We start from the raw sequence: 20,520 nt of genomic DNA, 5'->3' as shown, positions 1-20,520 counted from the left end.
CGCTCGCCGCGGTGCTTCTGGTGTTCCCCCTGCACGGGTACCGGGCGCGGCGGCGAGTCGCTCGCGAAGCCCGGAGCAGAGCAGTGGCGATCACCGAGCTCTGTGCGGCACTGGCAGGGGAGTTGCGCAGCGGTGCCACCCCGGACCAGGCCCTGGATTCGATCGCGGGCCGCGGCCGGTCGTCCGGGGGCCTGGACAGCCGCCTCGGCGAGGAGGCCGTCGTCCGCCTGGCGGCCGGTCGCTACGGAGCTGACGTGCCGGCGGCCTTCCGCTGGCTGGCCCAACTCCCCGGCGGTGGCGGTGCGGCCGCGATCGCAGCCTGCTGGCAGGTCACCGCGGACAGCGGTACCGGCCTGGCGACCGGACTCGATCGGGTGGCGGAGGCACTGCGTGCCGAGCGTGCGCTGGAGGACGAGATCCGGGGCGAGTTGGCGGGCCCCCGGACGACCGCAGGTCTCCTGGCAGCCCTTCCGGTCTTCGGGCTGCTGCTCGGTGGTGCCCTCGGCGCGCATCCGGTGACGATCCTGCTGCACACCCCGCTGGGGCTCGGATGTCTGAGCGCCGGAGCGGTGCTGGAGGCGGTCGGCCTCGTCTGGACGGCGAGGATCGTTCGAGGAGCCCAGTACCTCGCGGGTGCGGGTGCGGGTGCGGGTGAGGGCGAGGGTGGGGAGCTGGGCGCGTCCCGCGAGCCCGCCTGTGGAGCTGGACGTGGTGGTGGAGTCGGCGACGGTGCGGCGCGGTCCGCGCACAGTTCGCACGCCAGACATGCCCGCCCCTCGCGTTGTACGGCTCGCACCTGGTGGACGGGGAGAGCCGGGCGGGTCGCTGCGGCAAGGGCGGAGGTGGCGTGGTGAGCGGGGTGAGCATGGTGACTCTCGGGTCGTGCGCGGTGCCGCTGTCAACGCTCGTGGGCCTCCTCGAACTTGCGGGGGCGATCGGGGCGAGCGGGAGTGTGTTCTCGCTGGTCGGCTGGTGGCTGCGCAGGCGTCGGGCGCGACGGCGTGCGGCGCACCTGGAGGCCTCCTGGCAGGGCGCCTCGCCGATGTCCGCCGGGCATCGGTCCGGTACGGCGCAGAAAGCCGAGGTGCCGTCGGTGCAGCCGCGGCTGCGGAGGGAGTTGGCCCTCTCAGCGCTGGCAGGTCTGCTGGCAGCAGTGGTGATCGGCGGTCCGGTCGGCCTGCTGGTCGGCCTGCTGACGGCGGTGGGAGTGCGGCGGTGGTTGCCCGCTGTGCCATCGGCAGCGCTTCGGCAGCGGGAGCGTGAGGATGCTCGACTGATCACCCAACTCCCTTTGGCCTCCGAGCTTCTGGCTGCCTGCCTGAGCTCGTCCGCCTCACCGGCCCAGGCTGCTGCGGTGGTTGCACAGACAGTCGGTGGCCCGCTGGGTGCGCGCCTGTCGGCTGTGTCGGCCGAACTCTCGCTCGGTGCGCCGCCGGTGCTCTGCTGGGGGCGACTCGGGGACGACTGCCCGGATCTCGCGCCGCTGGCCCGCTGCCTCGTCCGGACGAGCGTGAGTGGCGCTCCTCCGGCGGTGCCACTCGCCGGGCTGGCTGTCGCTCAGCGAGCGGCGGCAGGCCGTGCGGCCCGTGAGCGGGTGCGCAGGGCGGGGGTGTTGGCCACGGCACCGCTGGGGCTGTGCTTCCTCCCGGCATTTGTTCTGATCGGGATCGTGCCGGTGGTCATGGGTTTGGCAGCCTCTTTCGCGCATCGAATCTGACCGAAGGGCCTCCCGCCGGCGGGAATCGATCATCTTGCCGGAAAGCAGGAAGACAGAAAGAAAGGAAGGTTCGTCCATGAACGGTCCCTCTATCGAATCCTCCTCCAGTATGACCTTCAATACCGGGGAGTCGCCCGGTAACGGTGCCGATCCGACGCCGGGCGAAGGAGCGAGCGGTCAGCGCCGTTCGTACGGGCGCCCGCGGAAGCGCGCGCGGCGGCTCGGCACCTGGGTCAGGCGGAGGTCCGCGACAGGACCGGACAGCGGTATGTCCACGGCGGAGTACGCGGTCGGGACGCTGGCAGCGTGCGGGTTCGCTGCGCTGCTCTACAAGGTGCTGACGAGTAGTGCGGTCACGGATGTGCTGACCGAGCTGCTCAACCGGGCTCTTCATGCGGTCTGAGCATGGCGGGCCTGACAGTGGCTACGTGACCGCTGAGACAGCCGTGCTCTTTCCCTCGCTGATGCTGCTGATGGCCCTGCTGGCCTGGGGTGTGCTGACCACCGCAGCGCAGCTGCGCTGCATCGACGCCGCTCGGGTCGGGGCCCGCGCGGCCGCCAGGGGCGACGGCGACGCCGTGGCCGTCGCCCGAGCCGTCGCGCCGATCGGCGCGACGGTCCGGCTGACGACGGAGGGGGAGACGGTCCACGTGGCGGTGGCGGCGGACTGCCTCGGACCGGGCAGGTTGGCGGCCGCGCTCTCCGTGCGGCTGACGGCGGACGCGGTGGCGGCGCGGGAGGACGTGACGAAGGAGGAACTGGAATGACCGAGATCCAGAGCGTGGCCGGTGGGTCGGCCGCTGATCGGTCGGTGGCACGACCGGGCCTCCCGGTGGCGCGGGACCAGGGCTCGGCGACGCTCTGGGTGACGGCACTGGCGCTGATCGGCTGCGCTGTCTTCGGCTTCGCTCTCGCCCTGGGTTCCGTCCTCGCAGCCAGGCACCGCGCCGAATCCGCCGCCGACCTGGCCGCCCTCGCGGCAGCCGACCACCTGCTCCTCGACGTGGACGGAGGCTGCGCGCGGGCGGCGGCCGTCGCCGCAGCTCAGGGGGCTGTACTGGTCTCCTGCACGGTGGATCCGGTCGCGGACAGCGTCGACGTGCGGGTCCAGGTCCCTGTGCGCGGCGTTCGGGTGCCGGTCGGCCCGGCCACCGCGCGGGCGAGAGCCGGGCCACTTCGATCCTTCGGCGGCGCGCGCGAGGCCGAGGAGAGCGTCGCGGCCCCCGGCACCGAGACCGGCAGCGGCTCCGCGCTATCCGTTGGAGCCGGGGTCGGCGTGGTCGGCGGGGCTGCTGGGCGGCTCGGGATCCGGCGGCGGGGTCGGGGCGCCGGCCAGCAGCACGGTCAGCAGCCGCACGGCGCCGGCCTTGTCCAGCGGGTCGTTCCCGTTGCCGCACTTGGGCGACTGGACGCACGAAGGGCAGCCGCGGTCGCATTCGCAGGCGGAGATGGCGTCGCGGGTCGCGGTGAGCCACTCGACCGCGCGGCGGAATCCGTGCTCGGCGAAGCCGGCTCCGCCCGGGTGGCCGTCGTAGACGAAGACGGTCGGCAGCTGGGTGTCCGGGTGCAGCGGTACCGAGACACCCCCGATGTCCCAGCGGTCACAGGTCGCGAAGAGCGGCAGCAGGCCGATCGAGGCGTGCTCGGCGGCGTGCGCGGCGCCCGGCAGCAGGTCGAAGGGGATGGTCGCGTCGAGCAGTTGGTCCTCGGTGACGGACCACCAGACGGCCCGGGTGCGCAGCGTCCTCGGCGGCAGGTCGAGCTTGCTCTCACCGAGGATCTCGCCGGTGGAGATCCGCTTCCGGAGGAAGCCGACGACCTGGTTGACCACCTCGACCGAGCCGAAGCTCAGCCGGCCCTCGCCCCATGCGACGGTCCGGTCGGTCGACAGCACCGAGATGGCGGTGGTGTCGCGTGCGGCCGTGGTGTACGAGGGGTTGGCGGCCTCGACCAGGGCCACCGAGGTCTCCAGGTCCAGGTCCTGGACGAGGTACGTCCGGCCCTGGTGGAGGTGGACGGCGCCGGTGTGCACGGTGGTGTGGGAGGCGGCCGCGTCCACGGTGCCCAGCAGGCGCCCGGTGGAGGCCTCGACGATCTGGACCGGGTTTCCGCCACTGCCGCGCAGGTCCACCGCGTCGGCGGCCCGTTCCCGCCGGGTCCAGTACCAGGCGCCGTCGGACCGGCGCCGCAGCAGTCCACGCCGCTCCAGGACCGGCAGCAGGGGTGCGGCCGACGGTCCGAAGAGCTTCAGGTCCGCCTCGCCGAGGGGCAGCTCGGCAGCCGCCGCGCACAGGTGCGGAGCGAGGACGTGCGGGTTGTCCGGGTCCAGCACGGTGGCCTCCACCGGCCGGGCGAACAGCGCCTCGGGGTGGTGCACCAGATAGGTGTCCAGCGGGTCGTCGCGGGCGATCAGGATGGCGAGTGCCCCCTGCGCCTCCCGTCCGGCCCGGCCGGCCTGCTGCCACAGGGACGCCCGGGTGCCCGGGTATCCGGCGAGCAGCACGGCATCCAGCCCGGAGACGTCGACGCCGAGCTCCAACGCGGAGGTGGAGGCCAGGCCGAGCAGGCGGCCGGAGTGCAGATCACGCTCCAGGGCCCGGCGCTCCTCCGGCAGGTAGCCGCCTCGGTAGGCCGCGACCCGGCCGGCGAGCGAGTCGTCGAGGTTGTCCTGAGCCTGCAGGGCGACCAGCTCGGCGGCCCGCCGGGAGCGGACGAAGGCCACCGTGCGGGTGTTGCTCGCCACCAGGTCGGTGAGCAGATAGGCGGCTTCGCTGGTGGCGGTCCGGCGCACCGGCGCGCCGTGCTCCCCGACGTACTCGGTCAACGGCGGTTCCCACAGCGCGAAGACCATCGGCCCGCGTGGCGAGCCGTCGTCGGTGACGGCGACGGTGGGCAGTCCGGTCAGGCGTTCGGCCGCCGAGGCGGGCTCGGAGGTGGTGGCGGAGGCCAGCAGGAAGGTGGGGTCGGCGCCGTACCGGTGGCACAGCCGCCGTAGCCGGCGCAGCACCTGGGCGACGTGTGACCCGAAGACGCCCCGGTAGCTGTGGCACTCGTCGATCACCACATAGCGCAGCGCCTTGAGGAAGGAGGACCAGCGCGGGTGGGCGGGCAGGATGCCGCCGTGCAGCATGTCCGGGTTGGTCAGCACGTAGGAGGCGTACTGGCGGACCCATTCGCGCTCCTGCACTGGCGTGTCGCCGTCGTACAGGGCCGCGCGCACCCGGGGTGGGGCCAGTTCGGTGGCCCGGCGGCGCTGGTCGGCTGCCAGCGCCTTGGTCGGCGCGAGATAGAGGGCGGTCGCACCGCGGCCGTTCGGGGCCTCGGTGCCGTCCAGCAGGGCGCTGAGCACGGGAGCGAGGTATCCGAGTGACTTGCCGGAGGCGGTCCCTGTGGCGAGCACCACAGTTTGGCCCGATGCGGCCAGCACCATCGCCTCGGCCTGGTGCGACCAGGGTCGGTCGATCCCGAGTTCCAGGGCGGCGGTGCGGATCTCCGGCCGGATCGTGTCCGGCCACGGGGCATGGCGGGCCGGGCGCGCGGGCAGATGCTCCGTATGGGTGAGCCGCTCCGAACGTCCCCGACTGGCGACCAGGGTCGCGAGCAGGGCCTCGGGCGGGCGATGGCGGGGCGGCATGAGGACCCAGTGTGTCACTGGAGTGACGGACAATCGCGGCAAGCCATCGTGCGGGCATGGTGCCAGGTGGTTGAATGATGCGGTGGCGGGCCAGTTGGCCGGGGCCGGCGGCACCTGGGCCGGTCGCTCGACCATGCGGTGGAGACCGCGTGGTCGGGATCGGCAGCCGAGAGCGGCCGAGGCCGCCCGACTCGCAGTACAACGCAATGTGACGTAGCAAGGCAAGGTGCTGGAGGTTCCGTGGACCTGTCCCTGTCGACCCGTACAGTCGGCGACCGCACGGTCGTCGAAGTTGGCGGCGAGATTGATGTGTACACCGCCCCTAAGCTGCGGGAGCAGCTGGTCGAGCTCGTCAACGACGGCAGCTATCACCTGGTCGTCGACATGGAGGGCGTGGACTTCCTCGACTCGACCGGTCTGGGCGTCCTCGTGGGCGGCCTGAAGCGGGTGCGCGCACACGAGGGCTCGCTTCGCCTCGTCTGCACCCAGGAGCGGATCCTGAAGATCTTCCGGATCACCGGTCTCACCAAGGTGTTCCCGATCCACTCCTCGGTGGACGACGCCGTCCAGGCGACCGACTGAACGGCTTGATCGACTGAACGGCTCGACCGACTGATGCGCTCGGGCCCGATCGACTCGGGCTCGACGAGCCGTCGGGTTCCGCCGGCCACCTGTGGTCGGCGGAACCCGACGGCCCGTCCGGGTCCGGTCGCGGCTTTGCCGTGCCCTGGCAGGCAGCTCCCGAGCCGGGCGGCCGCGCCACGCGGCGTGCCCTCGGGCTGCGAGCCGACCGCTCGACCGACCCGCTGACGGCTGTCGTGGCGTGCGTGGTGTGAGCCGTAGGGTCGGTGGCAAGCGTCGGCGGTATCTGCCGGGCGCTCACTGGAAGTAACCCCGAGGGGGAGAGATGGCAACCGTCGAACTGCGATTCAGCGCCCTTCCCGAGCACGTGCGGACAGCCCGGCTGGTGGCCGCGGCGGTGGCCAGACGCGCTGGCGTGGATGAGTCGGTGCTCGACGAGGTCAGGCTGGCAGTGGGCGAGGCCTGCTCACGGGCGGTCGGCCTGCACCAGCGCGGCGACCTCAGCGGCGCGGTCCGGGTGGCGCTGATCGATCAGGAGAAGCGTTTCCTCATCGAGGTCGGCGACGGCGCGGGCGCGCTGAGCGACCTCGCGGAGCCCGGGGCGGAGGGAGACTCCGGCGAGGGTGTCGACGACACCCTGGGGCTCGCGGTGATCACCGGCCTGGTGGAGGATGTCGAGGTGGGCCGGGACGACGACGGCGGGCTGATCAGGATGAGCTGGCCGGTCACCACCTGAGAAGGCCTTCATACGGCCGTAGGTCCAGGTCCAAGTCCAAGTCCAGGTTTAAGTTTGGGTTTTGCTGAAAAGAATCATGGGCTGTCGCCGGAAACCTCGAATTTCCGGCGACAGCCCATGATTCTTTTCGCGTTCTGCTGCGCGCAGTCTATTTCGATCGTTGGTTGATTCCTACACTCCTGAATATCCGGTCGGGCCGGTGGGATCGTGCCCGGTCGCCTGTGCCACCAGATCCACTCGTGCGCCGTTCGGACAGGTCGGCGCGCCGGTCGTCAGGGAGGACGCATGGCGGGAGTCACTCTCAACACAGCTGATTCGGCAGACGCATTCGTACACTCACATACCTGGACCGTACTGGCCGACGGATCGTCAGGCGCGGCCGTGCTCACCGGCGGGAATCGGCTCGTGGTGCTGATCGTCGGACTGGTCGCCATCGCCGCCCTCGGGGTCGCGGTGGTGATGGTGCGTCAAGTACTCGCGTACGAGGCGGGGACGCCGGCCATGCGGCGGATCGCCGAGGCCATCCAGGAGGGCGCGAACGCCTATCTGGCCCGGCAGTTCAGGACGCTCGGGGCCTTCGCCGCCGGCGTGTTCTTCCTGCTCATGCTGCTGCCCGCGGACAGTTGGTCGCAGCGGCTCGGCCGCTCGGCCTTCTTCCTGGTGGGCGCGGCCTTCTCGGCGGCCACCGGCTATCTGGGCATGTGGCTCGCGGTGCGGGCCAACGTCCGGGTGGCGGCGGTCGCCCGCGACGTGGAGGTCGGCCAGGAGCAGCCCGCGCAGCACCGCGCGATGCGGATCGCCTTCCGCACCGGCGGCGTGGTCGGGATGTGCACGGTGGGCCTCGGGCTGCTCGGCGCGGCGGTCGTCGTGCTGGTCTACCAGGCGGACGCACCAAGGGTGTTGGAGGGATTCGGGTTTGGCGCCGCGCTGCTCGCGATGTTCATGCGGGTCGGCGGCGGCATCTTCACCAAGGCGGCGGACGTCGGCGCCGACCTGGTCGGCAAGGTCGAGCAGGGCATCCCGGAGGACGACCCGCGCAACGCCGCCACCATCGCGGACAACGTCGGCGACAACGTGGGGGACTGCGCCGGGATGGCGGCCGACCTCTTCGAGTCCTACGCGGTGACCCTGGTGGCCGCACTGATCCTGGGACGGGCGGTGTTCGGTGACATCGGGCTGGTGTTCCCGCTGATCGTCCCGGCGGTCGGAGTGGCCACTGCGGTGCTGGGCATCGTCGCGGTGGCGCCGCGGGCGACGGACCGCAGCGGGATGACCGCGATCAACCGCGGGTTCTTCCTCTCGGCGGCGGTCTCGCTGCTGCTCGTCCTCGGCGCGGTCTTCGCCTTCCTGCCGGGGAGTTTCAGCGGGCTGCGGCACGTTCCGGACGCGATCAGCGGCCACCACGGCGACCCGCGGCTCTTCGCACTGGCGGCGGTGGCGATCGGGATCGTGCTGGCGGTGCTCATCCAGCAGCTGACCGGCTACTTCACCGAGACCAGCCGCCGACCGGTGCAGGACGTCGGCAGGAGCTCGCTGACCGGCCCGGCGACGGTGGTGCTCTCCGGCATCTCGCTGGGCCTGGAGTCGGCCGTCTACTCGGCCGCGCTGATCGGGGCCGCGGTCTACGGGGCGTACCTGCTGGGCGGCGGGTCGATCGTGCTCGCGCTCTTCGCGGTCGCGCTGGCCGGGACCGGGCTGCTGACCACGGTCGGGGTGATCGTGGCCATGGACACCTTCGGTCCGGTCTCCGACAACGCGCAGGGCATCGCCGAGATGTCCGGTGAGGTGCACGGCGCCGGCGCGCGGGTGCTCACCGAGCTGGACGCGGTGGGCAACACCACCAAAGCGATCACCAAGGGCATCGCGATCGCGACGGCGGTGCTGGCGGCGACGGCACTGTTCGGCTCGTTCAACGACGCGATCGGCGAGGCGGTCGCCAGTGCCGGCGGTAGCACCGCGGGGGCGGCGAGTCTGAGCCTGGACATCGCGCAGCCCAACAACCTGGTGGGCCTGTTGCTGGGTGCCGCGGTGGTCTTCCTGTTCTCCGGGCTCGCCATCAACGCGGTCTCCCGGTCGGCCGGTTCGGTGGTCTTCGAGGTTCGCAGGCAGTTCCGCGACCACCCGGGGATCATGGACGGCAGCGAGACTCCCGAGTACGGCAAGGTGGTGGACATCTGCACCCGCGACGCGCTGCGGGAGCTGGTCACGCCGGGTCTGCTCGCGGTGCTGGCGCCGATCGCGGTGGGGTTCGCGCTCGGGGTCGGCGCGCTGGGGGCGTACCTGGCCGGTGCGATCGGTACGGGCACGCTGATGGCGGTCTTCCTGGCCAACTCGGGCGGTGCGTGGGACAACGCGAAGAAGCTGGTCGAGGACGGCTCGCACGGCGGGAAGGGCAGTGCCGCGCACGCGGCCACGGTGATCGGCGACACGGTCGGCGACCCGTTCAAGGACACCGCGGGGCCGGCCATCAACCCGCTGCTCAAGGTGATGAACCTGGTGTCGCTGCTGATCGCCCCGGCCGTGGTGCGGTTCAGCTTCGGGGTGCACGCCAGTGCCGGCGTCCGGGGGCTGGTGGCGGGTCTGGCCGCGCTGCTGGTGGTGGGCGCGGTCTACCTCTCCAAGCGCCGCCCGATCACCGTGGCGGACGCGGACGCGGACGCGGACGCAGACGCGGACGCGGACGCCGGGACGCAGCTGGCACCCGGGACGGGAGGGGTGGTCCCGGCGGAGGGCTGAAGCGGCGGGACCGCGGGTGGGCGCATGGTGAGACAGGATTGACAAACTGTTGAAGCGAGGGCTTCCCTGCTGCTCGGATAACTCCGATCAGCGACATGTCCACGAGAGGGAAGCCCATGCGGATCCGCATCCTCTGGCCGGCCGGCCAGGCCACCGCGACCCTGCGGTCCACCCCGACCAGCGAAGCACTCTGGGAGGCGCTGCCGATCAGCGCCTCCGCCAACACCTGGGGCGAGGAGGTCTACTTCGGCACGCCCGTCAGCGTCCCGCGCGAGGACGACGCGCAGCAGGTGGTGGAGCCGGGGACGGTCGCGTTCTGGACGGACGGCGACAGCCTGGCGCTGCCGTACGGGCCGACGCCCGTCTCGCATGGCGACGAGTGCCGGCTGGCCAGCCCGTGCAACCTGCTCGGGGCGCTCGACGGCGACCCGCAGGTGCTTCGCACGGTCCGCAGCGGCGACCCGATCCGGGTCGAGCGCGCCTGAGCGGGGCTGAGCGGGGCTGAGCGGGGCTGAGCGGGGCTCTCCTGTCCGGTAGTTTCACCCGGGACGGTTCGGGACAGGACGGAAAGGGCACCCCTGGTGGACGATCGAAAGCGGGCAGGCCGACGGCTGCTGGCGGTGCCGATGCTGGGCGCGTTGCTGGCGTCGGGCGCGGTCGCGTGCAGCAGCGACAACAGCGGTCAGTTGAACGCCTGGGCCGGCAGCGTCTGCGGCTCGATGCGCGACCCGGTTGGCCAGGCGCAGACCTCACTGAACGACACCGGCCGGGTGGTGGCGGGCGAGGCGCCCGCCGATCTGCAGAAGCGGCTCGGCACCGACCTGGGGACGCTGAGCACCGCCAACCAGCAGATCGCGGACGCGATCAGCAAGGCCGGCGTGCCCAAGACCACCAATGGTGCGGGGCTGCAGAAGGACGCCGTCAGCGAGCTCGGCCAGGCCGCCCAGGGTTACCAGAGCATCCAGACCAAGCTGCAGGCGCTGTCGACGAGCGACCAGGCGAAGTTCGCCGACGGCCTCAAGGGCATAGGCGACCAGGTGCAGCAGCTGGCCAGGCTCTCCACCGGGGCGCTGGCGAAGCTCCAGAGCGGGGACCTGGGTACGGCGATCGCCAAGCAGCCGGGGTGCAAGAGCCCCGCGACGACCAGCGCGAGCGGTGCGTCGGGCTCGCCCGCGCCCGCAGCCTCGGGCTCGCCGGCCGCGTCCGGTTCCCCGGCGGCGTCGGGTTCGCCCGGCTCGTCCTCGGCGCCGGGCTCGCCGTCAGCGCCCGCGCCGTCCGGTTCGGGCTCGCCTGCTGCCAACTCCTCGCCCTCCGGGAGCCCGGCCCCCTCGGCCTCGCCGAGCTGACCCGGCGCGACCCGGCGCGCCCCGCCGCGAGGTGCGCGCCGCGCCGGGTGCGGCAGGCGGGACAATGGCGGGGTGACCAAGCTCCCCGTTCCCGACCCCGCCCGCCTCGCCCGACTGCGTGAGGCGCTGCTCGCCGCCTCCTACACCGCCGACGGCTGCCTCGACCTGCTCGGCCCCACCGCCTACGCCGCCCTGGCCCGCAGCGAGGCGGTGCCCGCGCTGCGCGCGACCAGTGGCGGCACGCAGCTGGAGACGCTGGTCCGGCTCTTCCTGCTCCAGCAGCCGGTGCCGTACGCCGCGGCCGCCGCCGCGCTACCGGTCGACGAGGCGCTGGCGGACGGCTGGCTGCTGCGCGACGGCGCGGACGTCCGGGCCACCGTGGACGTCCGCCCGTACGCCAACGAGGTCGCGGGCCTGCCGAGCGCCGACGCCTGGGTGGTCTCCGACCTGGGCTGTTCGGTCGGCGGCGCCGGCGGCATCGGTGCCGGCGCGACCGGCGACGCCGGCGTGGCCCGCCGGGAGTTGGTGCTGGGCGTGGGCGGCGCGTCCACCACGCTGGCGAACCTCGCCGTGCGCCGTCCGGTCCGCGCCGCGCTCGATCTGGGTACGGGCTCGGGGGTGCAGGCGCTGCACGCCGCGCGGCACGCCCAGCACGTCACCGCGACCGACCTCAACCCGCGCGCCCTGGCGTTCGCCCGGCTCACCCTGGCGCTCTCCGGCTTCGGCAACACCGAGACCGTCGAGGGCAGTCTCTTCGAACCGGTGGGGGAGCGGAAGTTCGACCTGATCGTCTCCAACCCGCCGTTCGTGATCTCCCCCGGCAGCCGGTTCGTCTACCGGGACGGCGGCATGGCGGGCGACGACCTGTGCCGGAGCCTGGTCCGGGGTGCCGCCCAGCACCTGGAGCCGGGCGGCTACTGCCAGTTGCTGGCCAACTGGCAGCACGTCAAGGGCGAGGACTGGCACGACCGGCTGGCCGGCTGGGTGGCCGGCACCGGCCTGGACGCCTGGGTGGTCCAGCGCGAGGTGCAGGACGTCGCCCAGTACGCCGAGCTCTGGCTGCGCGACGGCGGCGACCACCTCACCACTCCCGTCGACTACCAGGCCCGCTACAACGCGTGGTTGGACGCCTTCGAGGCGGCGCAGGTGGAGGGCATCGGCTTCGGCTGGATCACCCTGCGCGCCGCCGGGGCGGACCGTCCGACGGTCCGGATCGAGGAGTGGCCGCACCCGATCGAGCAGCCACTGGGCCCGCACATCGAGCAGTGGTTCGCCCGGCAGGACTTCCTGCGCACGCACGACGACGCGGCGCTGCTCGCCGCCCGCTACACGCTGGCCGACGAGGTCGTCCAGGAGCAGGTCGGCGCCCCGGGCGCCGAGGACCCGGAGCACGTGGTCCTGCGGCACAACCGGGGCATGCGCCGGGCGACCAAGGTGGACACCGTCGGCGCCGGGTTCGCGGGCGTCTGCGACGGGACCCTGGCGGCCGGCGAGATCGTCGACGCGATCGCCCAGTTGCTCGGCGAGGACCGGGTGCTGCTGCGCGACCGGGTCCCGGAGTCGCTGCGGATGCTGGTCGAGCAGGGCTTCATCGAGGCTGTCGGCTGACGTTGCGTCAGAACCACCCCTGGGCCGTCCGGTTCAGGGGTGGTAGAGCTCGGTGATGCCGGTGATCACATTGCTGGAGTTGACCGTGACGTCGTAGGTGTTGCCGTAGCAGGAGTACGGCTGCGGCAGGCTGTTCGGGCTGCTGATGCACTCGTCGGCGAGCTTCATGAAGTCGTTCAGCGCCAGCGACTTGGGCTTCATGTCGGCCAGCATGGTGGTCTTCACCTCGTTGCTGAAGGTGTAGAGCTTGGGGGCGCCGTAGCCCTGGAAGTAGCCGTCGTCCGGGACGCCGGCGCCGCAGACGAACTTGGTGTCCAGGGCCTTCATCCAGACCGAGGTGGAGTAGCCGACCGAGGTCGCCACGATGATCCGGTGGCCGGGCTGCACGGCGCCCGCCGAGCAGTTGGCCGCGCCCGGGGAGGCCGTCGTGCTCGGCTTGGCGCCGGACGGCTTGGTGGAGGCGGTGGGCTTGGCACTGTGGGTGCCACCAGCGGTCGGCGTGGCCGGCTCGGAGGCCTTCGTCGAGCCGCTCGGTGCCGCACCGGCCGCAGTCGGGTCGTCCGGTCCGCAGGCGGTCAGGGTGAGTGCGGCGCAGGCGAGAACGGCGGCGGCGAGCAGGCGGCGAGCTGTCATGGTGGACCCCCCAAGGTCTGATCGGGAACCGGTCTGAGGACCGGTCATCTGGCAGACGCGGCCTGAAGATCACCGGTTGCCGCTGTTGCCCCGCTGTGACAGTCGACGGCGTCCGGCCGGCGTTCACCAATCCGTTTCCACGGGTTCGCCCGTTGTATGCCGTCCGGCGGGCCCAGGTTGTCCCCGGGCTGCCAGGCTCCCGCGGCAGGAGATCTTGAGGGGGCTGGGGACGTGGAGACGCCGACGGCGGTGTTGGCCGGAAGTGTGCTCGCGCTCTTCGGCGGCGCCTTGTTGCTCTGGTGCGCCGCGGAGTTCCTGCTGCGCCACCAGCTGCGTCGGCACGGCATTCCGGCCACCGCGCTGGTGGTGGCCGACGAGCAGCCCGGTCAGGCGCTGGACCCCGCTCCGCTGCTGGCCTACGCCACGCTCCCGTCGGTGTTCCCCGCCTCGGACGGCTCGGGCGGCCGCGGCGAGTCCGTCGACGTGCTGGCCCGGCCGCGCGGCGGGACGCCGCTGCGCCGTCCCGCCGGACTCGTCCCGGGTAGTGCGGTCCGCGTCTCCTACGACCCCCGGCGCCCTGCCCGGGTGGTCCTCACCGGTGCCGGGACGATGGCCTCGCTGCCGGTCGACGTGTTCTGGACGATCCTCGGCACCAGCAGTCTGGCCGGCGGCCTGAGCCTGCTCGCCTCGGTGCTCGTCCACTGACACAGCCGACGCGGCTGCTGCCCACTACCGCCCGCTAGCGGCCGAAATGCGGCCCCGCCGACACCCCGCTCGGGAGAACTGCGCGACACGAACGTCCATCATCGGGTTACCGTTCGAGTGGCGTCGGACGGGCTTGCCGGTGAAAAAGCGGGATCCGTCCGTTTGACAAGGGTGGCCGGGGTACGGTCACACTCCGCTGGTGGGGTCGTCGCGATGCGGCACCGCACGACGGTGTGTGTCGGGCGGCGGACAGCCCGAGCTGCCCGCGGTGACCGGTCCCATGACCGGTCGGTGTCCCGTGGGTCACGCCGGCCAGCACAGGTAAACGACCGGGAGAGAAGAGCGAAGGTGTCCCCGAGCAGCGAGACCGCGCGCAACGGCAAGCGACTCGTCATTGTCGAGTCGCCCGCCAAGGCGAAGACGATCAAGGGCTATCTCGGCCCCGGCTACATCGTCGAGGCGAGCGTCGGGCACATCCGTGACCTTCCGGGGACCGCGGCCGAGGTGCCGGACCAGTACACCGGCGAGGTGCGCCGCCTGGGCGTCGACGTCGACCACGACTTCGCCCCCATCTATGTGGTGAACGCGGACAAGAAGTCGCAGGTCTCCAAGCTCAAGGCGCTCCTCAAGGAGTCCGACGAACTCTTCCTCGCCACCGATGAGGACCGCGAGGGCGAGGCCATCGCCTGGCACCTGCAGGAAGTGCTCAAGCCCAAGGTCCCGGTCAAGCGGATGGTCTTCCACGAGATCACCAAGGACGCCATCCAGGCGGCCGTGGCCAACCCGCGCGAGCTGAACCAGCGCCTGGTCGACGCCCAGGAGACCCGCCGCATCCTCGACCGGCTGTACGGCTACGAGGTCTCGCCGGTGCTCTGGAAGAAGGTCATGCCGAAGCTCTCGGCCGGCCGCGTCCAGTCGGTGGCGACCCGCCTGGTGGTCGAGCGCGAGCGCGAGCGGATCGCCTTCACCTCCGCCTCGTACTGGGACCTGACCGCCTCCTTCGCGACCGGCCGCACCCCGGCCGACGCCGCGAACCCGGAGACCTTCGGCGCCCGGCTGTCCTCGGTGGACGGCAAGCGAATCGCCAGCGGCCGCGACTTCGGCTCGGACGGCCAGATCAAGAGCGCCAACACCCTGCACCTCGACGAGCAGACCGCGCGTGCGCTGGTCGCCGCGCTGGAGCAGACCGCGTTCAGCGTCCGCAGCGTCGAGTCCAAGCCCTACCGCCGCTCGCCGTACGCGCCGTTCCGCACCACCACGCTCCAGCAGGAGGCCAGCCGCAAGCTGGGCTTCGGCGCGAAGCGGACCATGCAGGTGGCCCAGAAGCTGTACGAGAACGGCTTCATCACCTATATGCGTACCGACTCCACCACGCTCTCCGAGACCGCGATCAACGCGGCCCGGGCGCAGGTCACCCAGCTGTACGGTGCCTCCTACCTGCCGGACGCCCCGCGCACCTACGCCAGCAAGGTCAAGAACGCGCAGGAGGCGCACGAGGCGATCCGCCCGTCCGGCGACCGCTTCCGCACGCCGGCCGAGACGGCGCTGGGCGGCGACGAGTTCCGGCTCTACGAGCTGATCTGGATGCGCACGGTCGCCTCGCAGATGAAGGACGCGGTCGGCCAGTCCGTCACCGTCAAGGTCGGCGGCGTCTCGACCGACCGCCGGGACGTCGAGTTCTCCGCGTCCGGCAAGATCATCACCTTCCACGGCTTCCTCAAGGCCTACGTCGAGGGCGCGGACGACCCGAACGCCGAGCTGGACGACCGCGAGCGCCGCCTGCCGCAGGTGGCCGAGGGCGACCCGCTCTCCGCCGAGCAGCTGACGCCCGAGGGCCACGCCACCAAGCCGCCGGCCCGGTTCACCGAGGCCTCGCTGGTCAAGGAGCTGGAGGACCGCGAGATCGGTCGGCCCTCGACCTACGCGTCGATCATCGACACGATCATCGCCCGCAAGTACGTCTTCAAGAAGGGGACGGCCCTGGTGCCGTCCTTCCTCTCCTTCGCCGTGGTCAACCTGCTGGAGAAGCACTTCGGCCGGCTGGTCGACTACGACTTCACCGCGCGGATGGAGGACGACCTCGACCGGATCGCCAACGGTGAGGCGCAGTCCGTGCCGTGGCTCAAGCGCTTCTACTTCGGCGAGGGCGAGGGCCACGCGGCCGGCGGCGCCGCCGAGGCCGGCAACGGTGACGGCGACCACCTGGGCGGCCTGAAGGAGCTGGTGACCGACCTCGGCGCGATCGACGCCCGGGAGATCAGCTCGTTCCCGCTCAACGCCGAGATCACCCTGCGGGTCGGCCGCTACGGCCCGTACGTGGAGAAGGCCTCGCAGGTCGAGGGCGAGCCCGGCCAGCGCGCCGACGTCCCCGACGAGATGCCGCCGGACGAGCTGACGGTCGAGCTGGCCGAGGAGCTGCTGGCCAAGCCGAGCGGCGACTTCGAGCTGGGCACCGACCCGGTCAGCGGCAACCCGCTGGTGGCCAAGGACGGCCGCTACGGCCCGTACGTCACCGAGATCCTGCCCGAGGGCACGCCCAAGACCGGCAAGAACGCGGTCAAGCCGCGCACCGCCTCGCTGCTGAAGACGATGACGCTGGACACCGTCACGTTGGAGGACGCGCTGCGGCTGCTCTCGCTGCCCCGGGTGGTCGGCGCGGACGCCGACGGTGTGGAGATCACCGCGCAGAACGGCCGGTACGGCCCGTACCTCAAGCGCGGCACCGACTCGCGGTCGCTGACCGACGAGGAGCAGATGTTCACGGTCACGCTGGAGGAGGCGCTGGCCATCTACGCGCAGCCCAAGCAGCGCGGCCGGGCCGCCGCCGCGCCGCCGCTCAAGGAGCTGGGCACCGACCCGGTGAGCGAGCGCCCGGTGGTCGTCAAGGACGGCCGCTTCGGTGCGTACGTGACGGACGGCGAGACCAACGCGACGCTCCGCAAGGACGACGACGTGGAGACCATCACGCCCGAGCGCGGCTACGAGCTGCTGGCCGAGAAGCGGGCGCGCGGGCCGGTGAAGAAGGTGGCCAAGAAGGCTCCGGCCAAGAAGGCGACCGCGAAGAAGACCGCGACCAAGGCGGCCGCCACGAAGACCGCGGCCACCAAGACTGCGGCGACGAAGACGGCGGCGAAGAAGACCGCCGCCAAGAAGGCCCCGGCGAAGAAGGCGACCGCGGCGAAGAAGACCGCGGCCACCAAGGCCGCCGCCGACCAGGGCTGACGCGCCCACCGCCGGGCCCCGCACCCTCGTGGTGCGGGGCCCGCGGCATGTCCGGCGACCGGCGCGGCGCCCGCGTTCGGCGACGCGCCCGGGAGTCCGCTGCGGGGTGCGTCACACTCCGGTCCGTCACAACCCTGCTGTAGGTGGGATCCGGAAAGCCGTGAACCCATTTTGGCCAAGCGCTGCCCGCTACGCTGACCGTATGACGAGCGAGGAGCAGCCCACCCCCACTGCAGCGGCCGCGGCACGAGCCGGGGCACCCGACCTCCCCGAGGTCGCGCCGGCCGGTACTCCCGGCGAGCGGGCACGGGCGATGCTGCGGCTGCGCCCCTATCGCCGACTGTGGGTCACCCAGCTGATCGGGGGTACCGCCGACCGGCTGGCATTCCTGGTCCTGCTGCTGCTCACGGTGTTCTCCGCGGCCGCGGCCGGGCAGTTCGGCGGCGGCTACCGGGGGGTCGCCCTCGCGGTGGCCCTGGTCTTCGCCGTCCGGCTGGCCGCGACGCTGCTCTTCGGCGCGGCCCTGCTCGGACCGCTGTACGCGCTGCTCAGCAACAGGCTGGACCGCCGCTGGACGCTGATCGGCGCCGACGGCCTGCGCGCCGTGCTGGTCGGCATCTCGCCCTGGTGGTTCGACTGGGTGAGCGGTTCGGCGGCCACCTGGACGCTGCTGGCGACGGTCTTCACGGCCGGCGCGGCCGAGCGGGTCTGGGCGGTGGCCAAGGACGCCACCACGCCGAGCCTGCTGCCGCCCTCCGACCCGTACGCGCCGCAGGCGGAGCAGCGGCCGTCGGCCGCCAACCTGGAGACCGTCCGCACCCTCGACCTGCGCACCGGCTGGGCCACTGTCCCGCTCGCCGCGGTCGGCCTGATCGCCTTCACGCTGCTCAACAACCTCTTCGCCGCGCTCGGCTCGCAGTGGTTGAGGGACCATCAGGTGACGATGGCCGCGCTCGGCGCGGCCGGCCTGCTGGCCGCGTCCGGGGTGCTCCTCTACCTCCAGGAACTGCCGCGCGGCAAGGTGACGAGCGGTCCGCGCTCGCCGCTGCAGGGCCTGCGCGCGCCGACCGACGCCACGCCGGGCCCGGCGCTCAGCAAGGGCCGCACCGGCTCGGCGCCGTACTTCACCTTCTCGGTCGCCGCCGCCTACGCCGCGATGGCCGGTACCGCCGCGCTCGCGCTGCTGACCGCCGCCGAGCACGGCGCCGGGCCGATCGGCTACGGCCTGCTGGTGCTCGCCGCGACCGGCGCGCCCTGGCTCGGCCTGCGGCTGACCAAGGTCACGCTGCCCGCGCTGTCCCGCCGCCGGCTGCTGGCGGTCTCGCTGCTCGCCATGGGCACCACGCTGATCCTGGCCGGGCTGGTCTTCGACTACGTGCTGATCCTGCTGCTCACCACGCTGGCCGGGACGGCCGCGGGGATAGTGATCGGGGTCGGCCGGGCGCTGCTGGAGCAGGAGGTCGAGGAGGCCAGGCTGGCGCGGGTCACCGACCACCTGTACGCCGTGCTGCGGGCAGTGGTGGCGGCCGCGCTGATCGCCGTGCCGCTGATCGCCGCCGCCTACGGGCAGGTCGACTACGGCACCCGCGCCCCCGGTGACTTCACCTTCGTGCACGCCGGCGCCGCACTGGCGGTGGCCACCGCCGGGGTGCTGACGCTGGTGCTGGCCGCGGTCGTACTGCTGAAGACGGACGACCAGCGCGGGACGGTGCCGTTCGGCCGCGAGCTGCTGGAGGCGCTGGGCGCCGGGCGTTCGGACGCCCCGCACCGGACCACCGGCAGCGGCTTCTTCATCGCCCTGGAGGGCGGCGACGGCGCCGGCAAGTCCACCCAGGCGCAGGCGCTGGCCGAGTGGATCCGCAGCAAGGGCCACGAGGTGGTGCTGACCCGCGAGCCCGGCGGCAGCCCGGTCGGGCAGCGGCTGCGCGGCCTGGTGCTGGACGTCGGCAACACCGGCCTGTCGCACCGCGCCGAGGCGCTGATCTACGCGGCCGACCGGGCCGAGCACGTGGAGAACGTGATCCGCCCGGCGCTCGCGCGCGGCGCCGTGGTGATCACGGACCGCTACATGGACTCCTCGATCGCCTACCAGGGCGCCGGGCGCGACCTGGCCGCCACCGAGGTGGCCCGGATCTCGCGCTGGGCCACCGGCGGCCTGGTGCCGGACCTGACCGTGGTGCTGGACGTCGACCCGACGAAGGCGCGGGAGCGGTTCACCGAGGCGCTGGACCGGCTGGAGTCCGAGCCGACCGAGTTCCACGCCCGGGTCCGGGCCGGGTTCCTCGCGCTGGCGGCGGCCGATCCGGTCCGCTACCTGGTCGTCGACGGCAGCCAGGCGCCCGCGTTCGTGACCACCGCGGTCCGCCACCGGCTCGACCGCGAGCTGCCGCTCTCCGAGCAGGAGAAGACCGCGCGGATCGAGCAGGAGCGCCGCGCCAAGGAGGAGGCCGACCGGCGGGCGGCCGAGGAGGCGCGGGTGCTGGCCGAGGCCGAGGCGGCCGAGCGCAAGCGGCTCGAACTGCTGGAGGAGCTGCGCGCCGAGCAGGCCGAGAAGGACCGGCTGGCGAAGGAGGAGGCCGAGCGGGTGGCCGCCGAGGCCGCTCGCCAGGCGGCCGAGGAGGTCCGGCTCAAGGCCGAGGAGGCGGCGAAGCTGCGGGCGGCCCAGGAGGCCGAGCGGCAGGCTGCCGAGCAGGTCCGGCTGAAGGCCGAGGCCGCCGAGCAGGAGCGGATCGCGGCGGAGGCCGCGCAGCAGGCCGAGCTTCAGCGCCGCCGGGACGTGCAGCGCGAGGAGCAGCGCCGGCGCGCCGAGGAGGCCTTGCAGCGGGCGGAGGAGACGCGCCTGGCGGAGGCGGCTGCTGCTGCCGCCGCTGCCGCGTCGGCTACCGTCACGGCGGAGCTGCCGCAGGTGGGGCCGGACGATCTGACGCAGGAGATCTCGGAGCGGGACCGGCGGGCCGCGGTCGCCGCTGCGGACGCCGTCGCGCGCGGCAAGCGGGCCCCGGCCGCGGCGGCCGACGAGACCGCCGTACTGCCGACCGTCCCGGCGGCCGACGCGACCGCGGTGCTGCCGCGGATCGGGTCCGTCGACGGCGGCAAGGCCGCCCCGGGCGGTACGGTCCCGCCGGTGCTGCCGGTCGAGGAGCGGGTGCCGCCGGGGCTCTGGCGCCCCGAGCCGGCGGCTGAGCGGCCGGTGGAGCAGACCAGGGAGTTCCCGCCGGTACCGGCCGAGGACGCGGCGCCGCCGCTGCGGCCGGCCCGGCCGTCCTGGGCCGCGCCGACCGAAGCGTCGGACACGTCAGAGGCCGCGGACGTCTCGGATGCCGCGGACGCCTCGACGGAGGAGCCGGAGCGCCCGGCCCGGCCGGCCTGGGCCGAGGAGACGCCGATGGACGACCTGCCCAGCCTGACCGACACGCTGCTCGGCTCGCGCGAGGACTGGGCCCGCTGGCAGCAGGCCGAGCCCGAGGGCGAGCACCCCGAGGACGGGACGGACGGCAAGGGGCGCAAGCGCCGCAAGTAGCGGCGTGGGCGGTCGCCGGTCCGTGGCTGTCGGAGCGGGCCCGTATGCTCGGAGCTTGAGCAGCGGGTGACACGGTGGGAG

15 protein-coding genes and 1 pseudogene are annotated in these 20,520 nt (G+C 72.8%); 14 read left to right on the top strand and 2 right to left on the bottom strand.

From position 1 onward, the window contains the following. The first annotated feature begins 83 nt into the window (after window positions 1–83). The 5 genes and pseudogenes from P3T37_RS32165 to P3T37_RS32145 all read left to right on the top strand — a co-directional run. On the top strand, window positions 84–854 hold the full coding sequence (locus P3T37_RS32165) for a type II secretion system F family protein (protein WP_280727447.1): 771 nt from the start codon (window positions 84–86) through the stop codon (window positions 852–854). Next, complete coding sequence (locus P3T37_RS32160) at window positions 851–1,717, top strand: type II secretion system F family protein (RefSeq protein ID WP_280727446.1); 867 nt, start codon at window positions 851–853, stop codon at window positions 1,715–1,717. The genes P3T37_RS32165 and P3T37_RS32160 overlap by 4 nt, the downstream gene beginning before the upstream one ends. 268 nt (window positions 1,718–1,985) lie before the next feature. Further along, window positions 1,986–2,120 (top strand): DUF4244 domain-containing protein, encoded by a 135-nt coding sequence (locus P3T37_RS32155; RefSeq protein WP_280727445.1) that lies wholly within the window; start codon window positions 1,986–1,988, stop codon window positions 2,118–2,120. Window positions 2,121–2,145: 25 nt separating this feature from the next. Next, the gene (locus P3T37_RS32150; protein WP_280727444.1) at window positions 2,146–2,484 is read left to right on the top strand and encodes a TadE family type IV pilus minor pilin; all 339 of its coding nucleotides are present in this window, start codon (window positions 2,146–2,148) and stop codon (window positions 2,482–2,484) included. Beyond that, a pseudogene (locus tag P3T37_RS32145) lies at window positions 2,481–2,879 on the top strand (Rv3654c family TadE-like protein); the annotation flags it as partial. The gene P3T37_RS32150 and the pseudogene P3T37_RS32145, both read left to right, overlap by 4 nt. Window positions 2,880–2,969: 90 nt before the next feature. Here P3T37_RS32145 and P3T37_RS32140 read toward each other — a convergent pair. Then, window positions 2,970–5,351 (bottom strand): DEAD/DEAH box helicase, encoded by a 2,382-nt coding sequence (locus P3T37_RS32140; protein WP_280727443.1) that lies wholly within the window; start codon window positions 5,349–5,351, stop codon window positions 2,970–2,972. Window positions 5,352–5,591: 240 nt separating this feature from the next. Between P3T37_RS32140 and bldG the strand changes: the two genes are divergently transcribed. The 6 genes from bldG to P3T37_RS32110 all read left to right on the top strand — a co-directional run bounded on the left by bldG (window position 5,592) and on the right by P3T37_RS32110 (window position 12,359). Further along, window positions 5,592–5,933, top strand: coding sequence for an anti-sigma factor antagonist BldG (gene bldG / locus P3T37_RS32135; protein ID WP_280727442.1), 342 nt, complete (start codon window positions 5,592–5,594; stop codon window positions 5,931–5,933). Window positions 5,934–6,258: 325 nt separating this feature from the next. Beyond that, window positions 6,259–6,669, top strand: a complete 411-nt coding sequence (locus tag P3T37_RS32130; protein WP_280727441.1) for an ATP-binding protein — start codon at window positions 6,259–6,261, stop codon at window positions 6,667–6,669. A gap of 354 nt (window positions 6,670–7,023) precedes the next feature. Beyond that, the gene (locus tag P3T37_RS32125) at window positions 7,024–9,405 is read left to right on the top strand and encodes a sodium-translocating pyrophosphatase (protein WP_280727485.1); all 2,382 of its coding nucleotides are present in this window, start codon (window positions 7,024–7,026) and stop codon (window positions 9,403–9,405) included. A gap of 95 nt (window positions 9,406–9,500) precedes the next feature. Beyond that, window positions 9,501–9,890 carry a cyclophilin-like fold protein gene (locus tag P3T37_RS32120; protein ID WP_280727440.1) on the top strand — a complete coding sequence of 130 codons (390 nt, stop codon included), beginning with the start codon at window positions 9,501–9,503 and terminating at the stop codon, window positions 9,888–9,890. A 96-nt stretch (window positions 9,891–9,986) separates the two neighbouring features. Next, window positions 9,987–10,751 carry a hypothetical protein gene (locus P3T37_RS32115; protein ID WP_280727439.1) on the top strand — a complete coding sequence of 255 codons (765 nt, stop codon included), beginning with the start codon at window positions 9,987–9,989 and terminating at the stop codon, window positions 10,749–10,751. A gap of 72 nt (window positions 10,752–10,823) precedes the next feature. Then, window positions 10,824–12,359 carry a methyltransferase gene (locus P3T37_RS32110; protein WP_280727438.1) on the top strand — a complete coding sequence of 512 codons (1,536 nt, stop codon included), beginning with the start codon at window positions 10,824–10,826 and terminating at the stop codon, window positions 12,357–12,359. A 33-nt stretch (window positions 12,360–12,392) separates the two neighbouring features. Here P3T37_RS32110 and P3T37_RS32105 read toward each other — a convergent pair whose 3' ends face one another. After that, the gene (locus tag P3T37_RS32105; RefSeq protein ID WP_280727437.1) at window positions 12,393–12,992 is read right to left on the bottom strand and encodes a hypothetical protein; all 600 of its coding nucleotides are present in this window, start codon (window positions 12,990–12,992) and stop codon (window positions 12,393–12,395) included. Window positions 12,993–13,223: 231 nt separating this feature from the next. Between P3T37_RS32105 and P3T37_RS32100 the strand changes: the two genes are divergently transcribed. The 3 genes from P3T37_RS32100 (at window position 13,224) to tmk (ending at window position 20,439) form a co-directional block, all read left to right on the top strand. Next, complete coding sequence (locus P3T37_RS32100; protein ID WP_280727436.1) at window positions 13,224–13,697, top strand: DUF3592 domain-containing protein; 474 nt, start codon at window positions 13,224–13,226, stop codon at window positions 13,695–13,697. A gap of 348 nt (window positions 13,698–14,045) precedes the next feature. After that, on the top strand, window positions 14,046–16,919 hold the full coding sequence (gene topA / locus P3T37_RS32095; protein WP_280727435.1) for a type I DNA topoisomerase: 2,874 nt from the start codon (window positions 14,046–14,048) through the stop codon (window positions 16,917–16,919). 202 nt (window positions 16,920–17,121) lie between these two features. Continuing rightward, window positions 17,122–20,439 carry a dTMP kinase gene (gene tmk, locus P3T37_RS32090; protein ID WP_280727434.1) on the top strand — a complete coding sequence of 1,106 codons (3,318 nt, stop codon included), beginning with the start codon at window positions 17,122–17,124 and terminating at the stop codon, window positions 20,437–20,439. Window positions 20,440–20,520: the final 81 nt, after the last annotated feature.

The organism is Kitasatospora sp. MAA4, from assembly GCF_029893355.1.
Classification (GTDB): Bacteria; Actinomycetota; Actinomycetes; order Streptomycetales; family Streptomycetaceae; genus Kitasatospora.
This window is presented reverse-complemented; position numbering and strand designations above follow the sequence as displayed.